The organism is Arthrobacter sp. 7Tela_A1, assembly GCF_049311065.1.
GTDB lineage: Bacteria > Actinomycetota > Actinomycetes > Actinomycetales > Micrococcaceae > Arthrobacter_B.
On the sequence record NZ_JAXIOO010000021.1, the window covers coordinates 1 to 15,139 of the forward strand.

A 15,139-nucleotide genomic window follows, 5' to 3' on the forward strand; every position below is an offset into this window, starting at 1 on the left:
GCGCGGGGGCGCCGCCCGCCCCGCTGGGGGGGTTTCCCGGTGCGCGCAGCCGCCGGGGAGGACCTGCCGGAGCTAGAAACCCTGCGAGGCTAGAAACCCTGGGAGTCCAGGAGAGCGTCCTCTTCCTCTTCGCCCGTGGGTCCCCGGCGCTTCCGGACCGGGCGGGTCCGACGCGGTACCGGCGCCGCGGAGTGCAGCTCGTCGTCGTCGTCTTCCCACTCCTCGTCCTCGCCGGATTCGATCCGGTTCCAGGCTTCCTGACGGGCCGCATATCCCAGCCCCACAAAAAACAGCAGCCCGAAGGCGTACCACTGCAGGGCGTACGAGAGATGCGGACCTTCGTCCAGGGACGGCTTGGGAGCAGCCTGCGGACGGGTCTCCGGCGCGGGATCCTCGGTGTCCATCAGGGCATAGGCAGCCTGTTCCAGGGGATAGCCGAGCTGGGATTCATACTCCGCCAGGTCGATGGAAGCGAGCTGGCCGGCAGGAGCGCCGCGCAGCAACGCCGGTTCCGCAGGCTTGATGCGGGCCGTCACGGTCACTTCGCCCTCCGGTGCGGCGGGAATCTCATCCGGCCACCCGGCTTCGTTATTGCCGATGGCCAGCCAGCCCCGGTTGATGGCAACGGCTGTTCCGTCTTCCAGCTTCAAGGGCACCAGGACTTCGTAGCCCGGACGGCCGTTCAGTGGCCGGTTACGCACAATCCTCTGATTGGCCGTGTCATAGACACCGGTCATTTCCACCGGCAGCCACTCCGCTGACGGGTCGAACTCTTCGAAGTAGCGGGCAGCTTCGGCAAACGGAACGGGATCGGCGGAGTAATTGGTTTCCACCCAGCCGATGTCCTCCTTGATGGCGTCCCTGCGCTCCAGCTGCCACGTCCCGAGGAAGGCGCAGATTGCGGCCAGCGCGCAGACGAGGGCAAACCAGCCAAGCCAGCGGCTGGAAAGGAGGAACTTGTACATCTAGGCGTTGTCGCTTTCGCTAACCGGGGCCCCGGGAAGGGGCAGTGTTTCTTTCCAGAGGGAACGGGCCTGCAGGTATTCCTGCAGCCAGCCGCGGTGCTCTTCGCAGGCCAGCCAGATCTTGCGGCGCTCCGGCGGATGGATCCGCGGATTGTTCCACAGCAGCTGCCACACTGCGTCCGCCCGGCAACCCTTGCGGGAACAGCGGGCGCGGTCTTCGGCTCCGGGGCCTCCGGACAGTTGGTCCAGCAGGTTCATGCGGAGGCGCTCCGGCCGTCCGTGCCGTCGTCGTCAATGATTTCGCCGGAGAGGACGGTCGTCTCGGGAGAGTCCTGCGCCTGGGGAGCACGCGCTTCCAGGGCGGGGGCGGGAGCGTCCGTATACGGGGAATCCGCAGCGTCCATGTTCCGGGTGTCGCTGCCGCCGTTGGCGATGACGACGGCGAACCAGGGCAGCACGACGGCGCCCACGATCACCACCCACATCATCCAGCCATGGACAAAAAAGAGCAGGAAAAGGCAGACCATGCGGATGCTCATCGACACGGTGTACTTGACCATGCGCGAATGCATCTCATCTGTGTGCGCCGTACGGGCGTCCGTAATCCGCGGAATACCGCCGCCGGCCTTCTTGAGTCCCTTTATCATCACTCTCCAAACAAGTTTCCCCATTGTCTCACTGACGGCAGTGTTCTTGAAGTTGCCCCCGGCGCCGATAGGATCGTTGCTCAAGCAACCCGCCCCCCAGCGTAAGGATTCTGCGTGCACAACGATTCCCAGACCCCCACCGGCCGAAGCGTCCTCGTCACGGGAGGGAACCGCGGAATTGGCCTGGCCATCGCGAAGGCGTTCGTTGAAGCAGGGGACAAGGTTGCCATCACCTACCGAAGCGGAGAAGTCCCCGAAGGCATGCTCGGCGTCAAGGCCGATGTGACGGATATGGCGTCGGTTGATGCCGCCTTCACGGAAGTGGAGGCCGCCCACGGTCCGGTGGAAGTGCTCATCGCCAACGCCGGCATCACCAGGGACACGCTGCTGCTGCGCATGAGCGAAGACGATTTCACCGACGTCGTGGACACCAACCTCACCGGTGCGTTCCGGGTGGTCAAGCGGGCTTCCAAGGGCATGCTGAAGCTTCGCCGGGGGCGGGTCGTGCTCATTTCCTCGGTGGTGGGGCTCTACGGTTCCCCGGGCCAGGTCAACTACGCCGCGTCCAAGGCCGGTCTGATCGGAATCGCCCGCTCGCTCACCCGCGAACTCGGCTCCCGCAACATCACGGCCAACGTGGTGGCCCCCGGATTTATCGACACGGATATGACCCGCGCACTGCCTGAAGACACCCAGAAGAGCTACCTCTCCTCCATCCCGGCGGGCCGTTTCGCGGATCCCGAGGAGGTCGCCGGGGTGGTCCGCTGGATCGCAGGCCCCGAGGCCGGCTACATCTCCGGCGCCGTGATTCCTGTCGACGGCGGCTTGGGCATGGGGCACTAGGCGCGACACTGGGCGCCGGGGATTCCTTGGAGGTTTCCACCAACGCGCGGCGGCATCCGGGCTGGAAGGATAAGATCCAGCGCTGCAGAGTTTAGTCACCTTCCACAAAGGAGTATCCATGGGCCAGCTAGAGGGCAAAGCCGCAATCGTCACCGGGTCATCCCGCGGTATCGGAGCGGAGGCAGCCAAGCTGCTCGCCGCGGAGGGTGCCGCAGTGGTGGTCAACTACCGGCAGAAGGCACCGCGGGCCAACAAGGTTGTGGCGGGGATCGAAGCTGCGGGCGGCCGCGCCGTCGCCGTAGGCGCTGACCTCACCTCCCCGGAAGGGCCCGTTGCCCTCGTGGACGCCGCCCTGGAATCCTTCGGCACACTGGACGTGCTGGTCCTGAACGCCTCCGGCGGCATGGAAACCGGTCTCGGGGACGACTACGCCCTCAAACTCAACCGCGACGCCCAGGTCAACATGCTCACGGCGGCCGCCGAACACATGAAGCCTGGTTCACGGGTGGTCTTCGTCACCAGCCACCAGGCCCACTTCATCAATACGGTCCCCACCATGCCGGAGTACGAGCCGGTGGCCCGCAGCAAGCGTGCGGGGGAGGACGCCCTGCGCGCCAGGATCCCTGAACTGGAAGAAAAGGGAATCACCCTTGTGGTGGTCTCCGGCGACATGATCGAAGGCACGGTCACGGCCACACTGCTGGACCGCGCCAACCCCGGCGCCATCGAAGCACGCCGGGAAGAGGCCGGGCGGCTGTACTCGGTTGAAGAGTTCGCCGCCGAGGTAGCCCGCATGGCCCTCGCCGATGTCCCCACCGGGCACACCGAGTACGTGGGCGGAGCGGACTACCTCGGCGCCTAGTCCTACAGCTTCGCGAAGTGCTGAACCACGTCCAGTCCGGGCAGGTTCAGCACGGCATCAGCGGCGGCCTGCACAGCCGGCTTGGCATTGAAAGCCACGCCCAGTGCGGCCGCCGCAAGCATGTCCAGGTCGTTCGCGCCGTCGCCCACGGCGATCGTCCGGTCTTCGCGGATCCCCAGCTCAGCAGCCCATTCGCGAAGGGACTGCGCCTTCACCGCACGGTCCACCACGCGGCCGGTTACCTCACCGGTCAGGACACCGTCCTCGATCCCCAGCTCATTGGCGCGGGCGAAGGTCAGCTCCAGCCGCCGCGCGAGCGGAGCCAGCACCTGGTTGAATCCTCCCGAAACCACGGCGACGGCGTGTCCCGCCGACAGGAAGGCCTTCACGAGGGCTTCGGCGCCGTCGGAGAGTTCAATCCTGTTCCCTACCTCGGCAATCACGGATTCCGGCAGCCCGGCCAGTGTCTTGACCCGCGCATGCAGGCTCTGGGCAAAATCCAGCTCGCCGCGCATGGCGGCTTCGGTCACGGCGGCTACTTCGGCTTCCCGGCCCGCGTGTGCGGCAAGAAGTTCGATGACTTCCTGCTTGATCAGCGTGGAGTCAACATCCATCACCAGCAGCTTGCGCCCCGGCTCGATCAGGGAAGCGGGTACGACGGCGCTCTGGGCGGGCGCCGCACCGCCGTCCAGCGCCGCGGCGGCTGCAGAGGCGACGGCCAGGCGCAGTGCCTGCAGCCCGCCGTCGTACGTTACAAACAGTTTCGAGACCACATAGCCGTCCCCTTCAGCGTTTTCCAGCTCAACGATTCGAGCGCCTGCGGCCATGACGGCCTTCTGGACACCGGCCAGATAAGCGTCAGCGAGCTCGCGCCCATAGCTGACGACGCTGTATTCCGGAGATGCTTCGGGGGACATGCGGGGTTCCGTTCTGCGTGCGGCGGGGAGCGGCCGGTGGGTGGACACGGCCGGTCGGACATGCGGCGGCGTCGCGTTTCGCCAACGCGCCTTTCTTTAGCCTAGTGTCTACTGCTATGAGTGATGTTCTTGAATTTGCCGGAGTAAGTGTCGTCCGGGGCGGAAAAACCCTCTTGGACGGCGTTGACTGGCAGGTGAGGGAAGGGGAGCGCTGGGTCATCATGGGACCCAACGGAGCCGGCAAAACTACGCTGCTGCAGATTGCCGGCGGCCGGATGCACCCCACCCGCGGCATGGCCGGAATCCTGGAGGAAGTCCTCGGCGCCGTGGACGTCTTCGAACTGCGTCCCCGCATTGGGCTCGCGTCCGCCGCGCTGGCCAACCAGATTCCGGAGCATGAAACCGTCCTTAACGTAGTCCTGACCGCGGCCTACGGCATGACCGGCCGCTGGCGTGAGAAGTACGAAAAGCTCGACGAGCGCCGCGCCTTCCGCCTGCTGCACGACTGGGGAATGTCCACGTACATCAACCGCCGCTTCTCCTCGCTCAGCGAGGGCGAACGCAAGCGTGTCCAGATCGCCCGTGCGCTGATGACGGATCCTGAACTGCTGCTCCTCGATGAACCCGCGGCCGGCCTGGACCTTGCCGGCCGGGAAGACCTTGTGGAGCGCCTGGCCAACCTGGCTGCCGACGAGGAAGCGCCGGCCATCGTGCTGGTCACGCATCATCTTGAGGAAGTACCCCCGGGCTTCACCCACGCGCTGCTGATGCGAGACGGCGCCGTCGTCGCCGCAGGCGAGATCGGGTCCGTTTTCACCGAAGACCACCTGAGCAAGGCGTTTGACCTGCCGCTGTCCGTCCTGCGGGATGCGTCGGGCCGGTACACCGCCACAGCGCGCCGCTAGCCAGACCCAACCATGTTCCTGTCTTCGGCAGGGTGGCTTCATGACGCCCTGGTCCTCTTTGCCGGTCTCTGGGCCGGAACCATCAACGCCATTGTGGGTTCCGGAACGCTGGTGACCTTCCCGGTGCTCGTGGCCCTGGGCTATGCACCGGTTGCCGCGACCATTTCCAATGCCATGGGCCTGATCGCCGGCAATGTGGCCGGCTCCTGGGGATACCGCAGGGAATTGTCCGGGCTCGGCGGCACACTGCTGCGCCTGCTGCCGGCGTCGGTCCTCGGCGGCATCACCGGCGCCTGGCTGCTGCTGCACCTGCCCGAGGATGTCTTCGGGACCGTGGCGCCGTTCCTGATTGTGCTGGCCCTGTTCTTTGTCGTCTTCCAGCCCAAGCTGCAGTCCTGGGTGAGGGAACGCGCCGCCAGGGACACGGGGCCCGGGACACTGAGGCAGGGTCCCGCCCGTCCGTCGTGGACGCTGACGGTGCTGATCTACCTCGCCGGAGTCTATGGAGGCTACTTCGTGGCCGCGCAGGGCATCCTGCTGGTCGGCATCCTCGGGATCTTCCTGCACGGGACACTCCAGAACGCGAACGCCGTCAAGAACATTCTTGTCCTCGGAGTGAACCTGGTGGCAGCGGCGTCTTACCTGCTTTTTGCCTTCGACCGCATCGTCTGGCCCGTGGTGGCCCTCATCGCCGTGGGATCCCTGATCGGCGGGTTCGTGGGTGCCGCGGTCGGGCGGCGGCTCCACCCCGTTGCGTTGCGCACCGTGATCGTGCTGCTGGGGCTCGTCGCACTCTGGATTATGGTTTTCTAAGTGAGCGTTATCCATCTTGAATCAGCCGATGACCCCCGTGTCAGCGACTACACCCGACTGACAGACACTTCGCTGCGCCGCCTCCGGGAGCCCGCAGAAGGCATGTACATTGCGGAATCCTCCAAGGTCCTGCGCCGGGCGGTTGAGGCGGGGCACCTCCCGCGTTCATTCTTCCTGGCTGAAAAATGGCTGCCGGACCTGCAGGACATCCTGGACCGTTTCCCCGGCGTTCCCGCGTTTGTCGGCACCCCGGAGATTCTCGAGTCAATCACGGGTTTCCACCTCCACCGCGGTGCCATGGCGGCCATGCACCGCCCCGCCCCGCTGGAACTGGAACCCGTTCTGGCCTCCGCCCGGCGCGTGGCGATCCTGGAAGACATCGTGGACCACACGAACATTGGCGCGATCTTCCGTTCCGCAGCTGCCCTTGGCGTTGATGCGGTGCTGGTCAGCCCGCAGTGCGCCGACCCTCTCTACCGCCGGTCCATTCGGGTGAGCATGGGCACGGTGTTCCAGGTCCCGTGGCTGCGCCTGACGGACTGGCCCGGTGTACTTCCGCGCCTGCGTGCCGCCGGATTCGTGACCGCCGCGCTGGCCTTGCAGGACGATTCCCTGACCTTGGAGGAACTGGGTGCGCAGCACCACGACAAACTTGCCCTGGTCCTGGGAACAGAAGGGGATGGACTTTCCCGCAGCACGCTGGCAGAAGTCGACGTAACGGTCCGCATCCCCATGCAGGGCGGCGTGGATTCCCTGAACGTCGCTGCTGCCAGCGCCGTGGCATTTTGGGAGTGCCGGGTCCCTTAGTTCCCCCTGCTGTTCTGTTCCCGGGCTGCCGGTGCAACACTGGGCCGTGCACGATGCGGTACCTCCGGCGAGCACAGGGTCCATTCCATGTCCAGACGCGCTATCCCGTACAGCCGGCGCCTTGCGGCCGTTTTCCTTGCTGCGCTGCTGGCGCCGGCTGCGGCGGCCTGCGGACCCACAGCTGAGCAGGTTGCCCGCCGGACCGCGGAGGCGACTGCTGCCCCGGCCGTAACCCCCGCTCCGCAGCAGCCACGGATCCGTACAGCTGAACCGGAACCTTCGCCCTCTCCCACGGAGACGATGAGTGTTGGGGTCAGCGGCTCGCAGGCCTCCATGGCACAGGACGTCCAGGATGCCTGCCAGTGGCTGCTGCAGCGGGATCCCCGGCCTTTCCCCTCCGACCAGTCCGGGGACTGCCTGGCTGCGGCCATGGTCGCCGGCACCGGTGCCGCGCAGAGCGTCTCCACGACGGCCAGCTGGCTCCCGCCCGGAACGTACAGCATGGAATTCTCCACCAGCCCGGACTTCGCCATGGAACTCACCAGCGCTGACAAATCGCTCGAAATCACGGTGGACGGCGGCGTCAGGACCCTGCGTACCGGGGAGAATGCATCCGTAACGGCGAATGCCTCCGGCAGCCCGGAGGAGGCCTACGCCGCCGTCCTGGTTGACGCGGCCGAGCTGACCAGCAATCCGGACCGGGTGCGCGGCCTGCTTGAATCCGCGAATCCGGCGGCCGTCGAGTACGACGCCGTTTACGACGGGACGCCGGCAACCCGCCTCACCGCGATGGTTGAAGCCGATGAACCGGGGGACTTCACCGGTTCTCTGGTGCTGGTTCTCGATGACCTTTACCGGCCCCTGGCCATTGAGTACGTCGGCAAGACCCGCGGAATCGAATCCGCCATCAGGGCAAAAATCACCGGCTGGGCGGCAAGCACGCAGCCGCGCTAAAGTGGGGGAAGAACCTGTCTGCCGTGTTTTCGGCATATGGGCCGGCCTTGCGCTAACATTGATTGTTGGCCAACTGGCCGTCCAAGCTTTTGAACCCCATCGTGCCTGGCAAAATCCAGTCACCTAAAGAAGGTATTACTGTGAAGTCTGATATCCACCCCAAGTACGCCCCGGCAGTCTTCCGCGATCTCGCGTCCGACACCGCGTTCCTGACCAACTCCACGGCTACGTCCGCCAAGACGATCGAGTGGGAAGACGGCAACACCTACCCCCTCATCGAGGTGGAAATCTCCTCCGCATCGCACCCGTTCTACACGGGCAAGCAGCGCATCATGGACTCCGCCGGCCGTGTCGAGCGCTTCAACGCACGCTTCAAGGGCTTCGGCGGCAAGAAGTAACAACGCACTTCTTTGCTGCAGCTTAGTATTGAAAGGTCCGTCCCCGATGGTGCGGCCGGCCCGAGCGGTTTGTCATCCAGAGACATTCCAGCAGGGACCCGCCATGAGTGAACAGCAGGAGTCCCGGCACGGGGAGTACAAAGTGCCCGGCGGCAAACTGGTCGTGGTGGACCTCGAGGTACGGGACGGAGTCCTGGATTCCGTCTCGCTCAGCGGAGACTTCTTCCTGGAGCCGGACGATGCCCTGGAAGACATCAACCGCGCCCTCACCGGATTGCCGGCGGACAGCACTGCGGAGCAGATTGCCTTGGCGGTCCGTTCGAGCCTGCACCCTGACGCCGTCCTGTTCGGTTTCTCTCCGGAGGCCGTGGCCATTACCGTCCGGCGGGCACTGGCGAAAGCCACCGGCTGGGCAGACCACGAGTGGGAAATCATTCCTCCCACCCCCCTGTCCACCCATATGCACGTCGCCATGGACGAGGTCCTGACCGAGGAGGTCGGTGCCGGTCTGCGGAACCCCACCCTGCGGTTCTGGGAATGGGAAACCCCGTCCGTAGTGATCGGCAGCTTCCAGTCGCTGCGCAACGAAGTGGATCCCGACGGCGCCGAACGGCACGGCGTCACAGTCGTTCGGCGGATCAGCGGCGGCGGAGCCATGTTCATGGAGCACGGCAACGCGATTACCTATTCGCTCTACGTTCCGCAGTCACTCGTGGATGGGCTGAGCTTCGCCGATTCCTACCCGTTCCTCGACGCGTGGGTCATGGAGTCCCTGGAGCGGCTGGGCATCAAGGCCTGGTACCAGCCCCTGAACGACATCGCCACGGACCAGGGCAAGATCGGCGGGGCCGCACAGAAGCGGCTGAGCTCCGGCGGGATGCTCCACCACGTCACGATGTCCTATGACATCGACGCCGACAAAATGGTCCAGGTCCTGCGGATCGGCAAGGAGAAGCTCTCCGACAAGGGAACCCGCAGCGCGAAGAAGCGGGTGGACCCGCTCCGGCGGCAGACCGGACTCAGCCGGGAAGAAATCATCGACACCATGATGCAGACCTTCACCGAGCGCTACGGAGCCAAAACCACCGGCATCACCGACACGGAGATGGCGCGCGCAAAGGAAAAGGTGGAGCAGAAGTTCAACACTTCGGAGTGGATCACCAGGGTCCCGTAGCGGCCCCTATACCGCCGGGCGTCCGCCGCCCCCTAGACTGCCGAGCATGGAAAAGAAGTCGCTGACGGCGCTTGTCAGAAACCACCTGGAAACCGCCCGGCAGGCTTCGTCCGGCCGCAGTTCCGCCACTGTCTACGGCGGGCACGAGCACATCCTCCGCCAGACGGTCATCACCCTGGCAGCCGGCTTCGTCCTGGACGAACACGAAAACCCCGGCGAGGCCACGGTCATGGTGCTCAAGGGACGGTTAAGCCTCAGCTCCGAGGGCACTGACTGGGAAGGTTCCGCCGGTGACCTTCTGATAGTTCCCCAGGCCAGGCACGCCGTGACCGCCCTCGAGGACTCGGCCTTCCTGCTCACTGTGGCCAAACACCCCTAGGCTGTTACCTCGGCAGTCCGGCTGTTTCCGGCTGTCCGCGGTCAGCGCGCAGCCGCCTGGGCGCGGAGGGACCTCAGGAGATGGTCCTGCTGTTCGATCACGATCCTTCGAAGTGCCGCCGGTGCTTCCGGATTGAGCTCAAGCCATTCCTGGCTGAGCGCCAGGACCGGATGGTCGGCGGGAACAGTGTGCAGGGGGAGATCCTGTGCCCCGGGATAGAGGCCGGCGACCACGCGGGAGGCGAGCTCGATGCTGCGGCTGGACCACACTGATTCGAGGGAAGCAAAGTAATCGCTGACGTAACCGTCCAGCAGCTCATGCCCGCCGAGGGTGATTCCTTCAATCGTGGCGGAGAGCAGCTCATTCGAGAGCTCTACGGTGTGCACGGCCCGCTGCCAGGCTTCTGCCTTGACCCGGGGATCGGGAATCGCCGCGGCGGCCACCGTGTATCCGACGCGTCCCGCGGCAGTGTTGTCCCCGGCCAGTTCCGCCTTGAGTTCCTCGGGACCGGCCGATCCGGTGGCTGAAAGCGCCTGCCAGAGCCGCCAACGCAGGTCCGGGTCCACGGCCAGCCCCGGATAGGCAACGCTTCCCGAGAGCAGTCCGCGCAGAAGTTCGTTGTGGCTGGTGCTGTGGCGGCCCAATGCCGCCGCGGTCCGAGCCAGAATCAGCTGCCGGTCGGTACCGCCGGGCGCCTCTGCGAGCTGGCCGCTGACCGCCTCGAAAAGCTGTTCGCGCACTTCGTCCCGAATCTCGGCCGGCGCATAACGCTCCACTGCGTACCGGGCATTGTCCAGGAGTGCCTGCAGGACACCCGCCCCGGGTTCTGACGGAGCCGTCCGGATCACCAGGCGTACGTAGTCGCGGGCGGAGAGCAGGCCGTCGCGAACACTGTTCCACAAGGCAGAGAGGGTGATAGCCCGCGCCAGCGGATCCCGCAGCCGGGGAAGGACTTCCAGCACGGTGGCCAGGGACGCGGTGTCGAACCGGATCTTGGCGTAGGTGAGGTCACCGTCGTTGGGCAGCAGCAGCGCGGGCGGCTCGGTGCCCACCAGTTCCGGAACCGGCGTGTGCCGGCCAACGACGTCGAGCTCCACCACTCCCGTCCGCTCGAGCCAGCCGTCGGACGTGAAACCGTAGGAGCCCAGCCGGACGCGGTGGGGCCGCGGCACCTGCTCTCCGCTGACCGGATCAGGCGCATCCTGATGCACGATTACCGAGCTGTAGGTTCCGTCAGCACCGGTCTCCGCTTCAACCTCCAGAACCGGCACGCCTGCGGTCTGGAGCCATTGGCGGGACCAGAGCCGCATGTCGCGGCCCGAGGCGCTGCTGAGGACATCGAGGAGGTCCTCCAGGGTCGTGTTTCCGTAGGCATGCCGGTAGAAGTAGGTCCGGGATGCTTCGATGAATGCCTCGAAACCCACGTAGGCGACCAATTGCTTGAGCACTGAAGCGCCCTTGGCGTAGGTGATGCCGTCGAAGTTCTGTTTTGCCGCTTCGAGGTCGGGAATGTCGGCGACGATGGGGTGGGTCGTCGGCAGCTGGTCCTGCACATAGGCCCAGGCCTTGCGCCGGTTGGCGAAGCTCACCCAGGAGTTCGTCCAGCCGGTTGCCTCGTCGACGGCCAGGGCACCCATGTAGTCAGCAAAGGATTCTTTCAGCCACAGGTCATCCCACCACCGCATGGTCACCAGGTCGCCGAACCACATGTGCGCCATTTCGTGCAGGATGGTGTTGGCCCGGGCCTCGTACTGGGCCTCGGTCGCCTTGGTGCGGAAGAGATAGGCCTCGGTAAAGGTCACCAGCCCGGGATTCTCCATCGCTCCAAGGTTGTATTCCGGAACGAAGGCCTGGTCATACTTCCCGAAGGGGTACGGATAGGCGAACAGGCGGTGGAAGAAATCCAGCCCGCGCTTGGTCGTGTCAAAGATGTTCTCCGGATCGAAATGCTCCGCCATGGACGCCCGGCAGTACGCAGCCAGCGGAACCACGAGTTCGGTGCCGTCGTCCAGGACGGCGCTCCAGAGATCAGTGGCCTTGAAGTAGCCGCCGGCCAGCACACAGGTGATGTACGTGGAAATGCGTTGGGTGGGGGAGAAGTCCCAGCGGCTCAGCGTCCCGTCGCCCAAAGGGGTACGCGCCGCTTCCACACCGTTGGAAGCGACTTCCCAGTCCGACGGCGCCGTGACATGGAAAGTGAATGAAGCCTTCAAATCCGGCTGTTCAAAGTTCGCAAACACCCGCCGGGCGTCCGCGGGTTCGTACTGCGTGTACAGGTAGGTCTTTCCGTCGGCAGGATCCGTGAAGCGGTGCAGGCCCTCGCCGCTGCGGCTGTAAAGGGCGGTGCCTTCAATGCTCACAGTGTTGATCCCGGCTTGGAGGTTGCGAAGTTCGATCCGGGAACCCGTCACGGTTTCCGCGGGATCGTAGGCTTTCCCGTTCACGACGACGGCCTGGACCCCGCCGTGGATGAAATCCACGAAAGTCGAGGCCGCGGATTCGCTGCAGGTGAAGTGGATGGTGCTTCTGGAACGGAAGCCGGGTGCCGCCGGGTCAGCGGCATTCCCCAGGTCCAGTTCGACGTCGTAGGACTCGACGGTCAGCAGGCGGGAGCGGGCAGCAGCTTCATCGCGGCGCAGGTTTTGGTTCGACACCCGTTCATTCAACCATCTCGGGTGACGGATCCGCAGGCGCACGCCGGGCACGCCGCCGCCAGGTGCGCCCGGCCAGTTCTCCGGCAGCCTGCAGCGACAGAGATCCCAGGACAATGAAGTACGGCACATAGAGGTACAGGAAGCGCGCCCGTCCTTCAGAAAACATCAGGAACACCAGCAAGCCCAGCAGGCACAGCCTGGCAATTACCGGCCCCAGCGCCTGGAGCCGTTCTGTCCGGAGGAACAGTGCCGCGCCGCACAACCCCAGCAGAAGGAACCAGGTGCCCTGCCACACCGAGAGAAGGAACCCGAAACCCGGACGCCCCGGGCCGTAGAAGTCCTGGACCCAGCGGCTGAAACCGTCCCCGGCCAGGAAAGCGTTCGCGTCCATGCTGCCTTCACCCCAGCTGAAGAAGGATCCGTCGCCGGTGATCCAGCGCAGTTTCGCGTTCAGGAAGCCTGCGTACCCGACCGGCCCCATGGACTCAACCCGTTCCGCGTATGCCTCCAGCCCTGCGTTGAACCGTTCCTGGGGATCCTGGACCGCCAGGGTGGTGGTCCGGTCGTCTTCGTTGTATGCACCGTAGTAATCCCCGTGAGGTCCTGGATACTGCTGCGCTCCCACCTTGAGGAAGTGGGTAAAGGGCAGTGCCTGGCTGTCCGCGGTTCCCGCTGCGGGAAAGCCCGATGCCACCTTCCAGTTGTCCACTGCCGCGCTGGTCCCCGCGAAGGCTGCTGCGGCAAGTGCGGCGGCAGCCGTGCCGGCCAGCAGGTCCTGGCGCCAGTTTGAGCGGCGGATGGACAGCAGGAGCACCAGCACGGCGCCTGCCAGGGCGATCAGGACTGGTGGTTTGATGCCGTAGCCGACGGCTGCAGCCGCCCCGGCGGCGGCCCAGAGCAGGAGCCGGACGGGCAGCCGGGATCGTTCAGCCAACCCCACCAGACACAGGATGAGGATGGGAAACAGCAGCCCTGCCGTATCCGAGTAAAAGACAGGCAGCCAGGGAGAAAGCGCAATCAGGATGAACGAGGGAACCAGGGTCAGCCTGGCAACCTGCTTTCCACCGAAGAGCAAACCGCAGGCATACGTCAGCAGCATGCCGGCGAAAAGCACTGCGGCATTCAGGTAGGCGACTGACTGCCGCAGGTCCACCGCACCGGAGGACTCTGCCGCTGCCAGGTACTTGCCCAGGAGCAGCATGAGCAGGAGGTTGTTGGGGTTCACCGCGAAATAATCCCGGTCAGCTGCCTCGGGTATCCCTTCGGAAACCGCTGTCCCGGAATAGTAGATCGCAGCTGCGTCCCAGTCCGGGGGCAGCCTGACCGCATCAGCCACTCGCGCGCTCACCGCGAAGACCGCTGCCCACCCCAGCAGCGCGGCCGGTATCCGCAGCCACCGTACCGAAGACAGTGCGGCATCAAGCCGGGCGAGCAGCCAGGGACAGCCTGCCGCAGCGACCAGCACTGCGGCCCCTGCCAGGACAGCAGCCCACGTCTCATAGCGGGAGTAGCCGTAGGACGGCACCACAAGGTTGGACAGCACCAGCCACAGAATGAGCGCGCACCACGCCAGGCCGGCTGCGCGGGGCAGCAGCCCGGCGGCGCGGGTGGTTGGTGTGGACCCGCCAACAGGTCCTTGGCGTGCTGTGTGGCTCATGGTCCCTCGGGCAGCCCGGGTGGGTCGAAAGATTCTCGAGCCTAAGGCGCAGGCGGCATTGGGGACAATACTCAGCGGGCGGGCACCAGGAGGACAGCCAGGATTAGCGCGCCGGCGACGATGACGGACCAGGACACCAGCGAAGCGGCGACTGCCGGGCCGCCCGTCCGTGCCAGCTGCCGGAGGTTTACGGATGCGCCGAGTCCGAAGAGGGCGGCAGCGAACAGCACTTCCTGAAGACCCGCAGCAGCGTCGAGGACTCCGTCGGGCAGTATCCCGGTGGTGCGGAGCACCACGGCGGCCAGGAAGCCCGCCACGAACAGCGGGACGAGCGGAGGGTACATGCCGGTTCCGCCGCTGCGCCGGCGGTGGTCGAGTCCGGCCAGGGCACTGACCGGGGCGAGCATCAGCACCCGGACCAGCTTGACGACGACGGCGAGGGCCAGGGCTGCGGGCCCCGCTGTCTGGGCCGTCGCGACGACCTGGCCAACGTCGTGCACCGATGCTCCGGTGAGGAACCCGAAGGTCGCCGGGGACAGGCCAAGCATGCCCGACAGCAGGGGAAGCACAGCGATGGCCAAGGTTCCGCACAGGGTCACCATGGCCGCCGGGACAGCGGTCCGCTCGGCGGGAACCGCCCGGGCAGCGGCCACAGCGCCGACGGCGGAGACACCGCAGATCGAGAATCCGGCAGCGACGAGAACGGACTCCTCACCGGGCAGGCGGAAGACCCGGCAGATGACCCACGTGGCAGCGAAAGAAAAGCCGACCAGGGCGATGACGAGTCCAACGGATATCCAGCCGAGCCCGGCAATATCCACCAGGGAGACCTTGAGGCCCAGCAGGACGATTCCCAGCCGGAGGAATCTCTTCGCAGCCAGTGAGAGTCCGGGCCGCCAGCTTCCTGCCACCAATGACCCGGTGCCGGGAATATTGCCCGCCAGCAGGCCCAGCACCACGGCAGCGGTGAGCACCGGGATACCGGAAAACAGCCCGTGGAGGAGGTAGCCGGCCAGCACGGCAACAGCCGCGGCTGCGAAGCCGGGGGCCAGGTTACGGAGGACGGCGGGTTGCGGCATGGTCTTACTGTTCATGAGTTGGACCCCGCGGTCCAACTCGGCTGTGATCGGTTACCGCCCGGAGCGCCCGTTGGTAGACTTGGCT

Annotated in this window: 16 protein-coding genes; 9 read left to right on the top strand and 7 right to left on the bottom strand. The window is 65.7% G+C overall.

What is annotated here, in order from left to right:
• Positions 1-89: 89 nt before the first annotated feature.
• From TVB01_RS10205 to TVB01_RS10215, 3 genes are read right to left on the bottom strand one after another with little or no spacing between them, the layout of a single operon-like run.
• Positions 90-965, bottom strand: a complete 876-nt coding sequence (locus tag TVB01_RS10205) for an SURF1 family protein (RefSeq protein ID WP_422455788.1) — start codon at positions 963-965, stop codon at positions 90-92.
• Positions 966-1,223: a hypothetical protein gene (locus tag TVB01_RS10210; protein ID WP_422455789.1), complete on the bottom strand. Its 258-nt coding sequence runs from the start codon at positions 1,221-1,223 to the stop codon at positions 966-968. It lies immediately after the preceding gene.
• Positions 1,220-1,612: a DUF3099 domain-containing protein gene (locus TVB01_RS10215; RefSeq protein ID WP_422455790.1), complete on the bottom strand. Its 393-nt coding sequence runs from the start codon at positions 1,610-1,612 to the stop codon at positions 1,220-1,222. Before TVB01_RS10215 ends, TVB01_RS10210 begins: the two co-directional genes overlap by 4 nt.
• Positions 1,613-1,726: 114 nt before the next feature.
• Here TVB01_RS10215 and TVB01_RS10220 point away from each other — a divergent pair, with 114 nt between their 5' ends.
• Together TVB01_RS10220 and TVB01_RS10225 are read left to right on the top strand one after the other, a co-directional pair.
• Entirely contained in the window at positions 1,727-2,455 is a 729-nt protein-coding gene (locus TVB01_RS10220) for a beta-ketoacyl-ACP reductase (RefSeq protein ID WP_422455791.1), read from the top strand.
• Between the two features lie 118 nt (positions 2,456-2,573).
• Complete coding sequence (locus TVB01_RS10225) at positions 2,574-3,317, top strand: SDR family oxidoreductase (RefSeq protein WP_422455792.1); 744 nt, start codon at positions 2,574-2,576, stop codon at positions 3,315-3,317.
• Between the two features lie 2 nt (positions 3,318-3,319).
• Here TVB01_RS10225 and serB read toward each other — a convergent pair whose 3' ends face one another.
• Entirely contained in the window at positions 3,320-4,234 is a 915-nt protein-coding gene (gene serB, locus TVB01_RS10230; RefSeq protein ID WP_422455793.1) for a phosphoserine phosphatase SerB, read from the bottom strand.
• Positions 4,235-4,350: 116 nt separating this feature from the next.
• Between serB and TVB01_RS10235 the strand changes: the two genes are divergently transcribed.
• The 7 genes from TVB01_RS10235 (at position 4,351) to TVB01_RS10265 (ending at position 9,664) form a co-directional block, all read left to right on the top strand.
• Positions 4,351-5,139 carry an ABC transporter ATP-binding protein gene (locus TVB01_RS10235; protein WP_422455794.1) on the top strand — a complete coding sequence of 263 codons (789 nt, stop codon included), beginning with the start codon at positions 4,351-4,353 and terminating at the stop codon, positions 5,137-5,139.
• A gap of 12 nt (positions 5,140-5,151) precedes the next feature.
• Positions 5,152-5,952, top strand: a complete 801-nt coding sequence (locus TVB01_RS10240; RefSeq protein ID WP_422455795.1) for a sulfite exporter TauE/SafE family protein — start codon at positions 5,152-5,154, stop codon at positions 5,950-5,952.
• On the top strand, positions 5,953-6,759 hold the full coding sequence (locus TVB01_RS10245) for a TrmH family RNA methyltransferase (protein WP_422455796.1): 807 nt from the start codon (positions 5,953-5,955) through the stop codon (positions 6,757-6,759).
• Between the two features lie 87 nt (positions 6,760-6,846).
• Positions 6,847-7,713, top strand: coding sequence for a hypothetical protein (locus tag TVB01_RS10250; RefSeq protein WP_422455797.1), 867 nt, complete (start codon positions 6,847-6,849; stop codon positions 7,711-7,713).
• 140 nt (positions 7,714-7,853) lie between these two features.
• The gene (locus TVB01_RS10255; protein ID WP_422455798.1) at positions 7,854-8,111 is read left to right on the top strand and encodes a type B 50S ribosomal protein L31; all 258 of its coding nucleotides are present in this window, start codon (positions 7,854-7,856) and stop codon (positions 8,109-8,111) included.
• A 103-nt stretch (positions 8,112-8,214) separates the two neighbouring features.
• Positions 8,215-9,285 (top strand): lipoate--protein ligase family protein, encoded by a 1,071-nt coding sequence (locus tag TVB01_RS10260; protein WP_422455799.1) that lies wholly within the window; start codon positions 8,215-8,217, stop codon positions 9,283-9,285.
• Between the two features lie 46 nt (positions 9,286-9,331).
• On the top strand, positions 9,332-9,664 hold the full coding sequence (locus TVB01_RS10265) for a cupin domain-containing protein (protein WP_422455800.1): 333 nt from the start codon (positions 9,332-9,334) through the stop codon (positions 9,662-9,664).
• Between the two features lie 41 nt (positions 9,665-9,705).
• Here the strand turns inward: TVB01_RS10265 and pepN are convergent, their stop codons facing one another.
• The 3 genes from pepN to TVB01_RS10280 all read right to left on the bottom strand — a co-directional run bounded on the left by pepN (position 9,706) and on the right by TVB01_RS10280 (position 15,054).
• Positions 9,706-12,318, bottom strand: a complete 2,613-nt coding sequence (pepN, locus tag TVB01_RS10270) for an aminopeptidase N (RefSeq protein WP_422455801.1) — start codon at positions 12,316-12,318, stop codon at positions 9,706-9,708.
• 4 nt (positions 12,319-12,322) lie between these two features.
• A complete protein-coding gene (locus TVB01_RS10275; RefSeq protein ID WP_422455802.1) occupies positions 12,323-13,975 on the bottom strand; it encodes a hypothetical protein in 1,653 nt (550 codons plus the stop codon).
• 71 nt (positions 13,976-14,046) lie between these two features.
• A complete protein-coding gene (locus tag TVB01_RS10280; protein ID WP_422455803.1) occupies positions 14,047-15,054 on the bottom strand; it encodes a YeiH family protein in 1,008 nt (335 codons plus the stop codon).
• Positions 15,055-15,139: the final 85 nt, after the last annotated feature.

Excerpts from the sequence above, each read along its gene's own strand:
- TVB01_RS10260 (WP_422455799.1), top strand. The coding sequence starts at position 8,215 with ATGAGTGAACAGCAGGAGTCCCGGCACGGGGAGTACAAAGTGCCCGGC.
- TVB01_RS10205 (WP_422455788.1), bottom strand. The coding sequence starts at position 965 with ATGTACAAGTTCCTCCTTTCCAGCCGCTGGCTTGGCTGGTTTGCCCTC.
- TVB01_RS10280 (WP_422455803.1), bottom strand. The coding sequence starts at position 15,054 with ATGCCGCAACCCGCCGTCCTCCGTAACCTGGCCCCCGGCTTCGCAGCC.
- TVB01_RS10250 (WP_422455797.1), top strand. The coding sequence starts at position 6,847 with ATGTCCAGACGCGCTATCCCGTACAGCCGGCGCCTTGCGGCCGTTTTC.
- TVB01_RS10240 (WP_422455795.1), top strand. The coding sequence starts at position 5,152 with ATGTTCCTGTCTTCGGCAGGGTGGCTTCATGACGCCCTGGTCCTCTTT.
- TVB01_RS10210 (WP_422455789.1), bottom strand. The coding sequence starts at position 1,223 with ATGAACCTGCTGGACCAACTGTCCGGAGGCCCCGGAGCCGAAGACCGC.
- TVB01_RS10265 (WP_422455800.1), top strand. The coding sequence starts at position 9,332 with ATGGAAAAGAAGTCGCTGACGGCGCTTGTCAGAAACCACCTGGAAACC.
- TVB01_RS10275 (WP_422455802.1), bottom strand. The coding sequence starts at position 13,975 with ATGAGCCACACAGCACGCCAAGGACCTGTTGGCGGGTCCACACCAACC.
- TVB01_RS10225 (WP_422455792.1), top strand. The coding sequence starts at position 2,574 with ATGGGCCAGCTAGAGGGCAAAGCCGCAATCGTCACCGGGTCATCCCGC.
- TVB01_RS10235 (WP_422455794.1), top strand. The coding sequence starts at position 4,351 with ATGAGTGATGTTCTTGAATTTGCCGGAGTAAGTGTCGTCCGGGGCGGA.
- serB (WP_422455793.1), bottom strand. The coding sequence starts at position 4,234 with ATGTCCCCCGAAGCATCTCCGGAATACAGCGTCGTCAGCTATGGGCGC.
- TVB01_RS10215 (WP_422455790.1), bottom strand. The coding sequence starts at position 1,612 with ATGATAAAGGGACTCAAGAAGGCCGGCGGCGGTATTCCGCGGATTACG.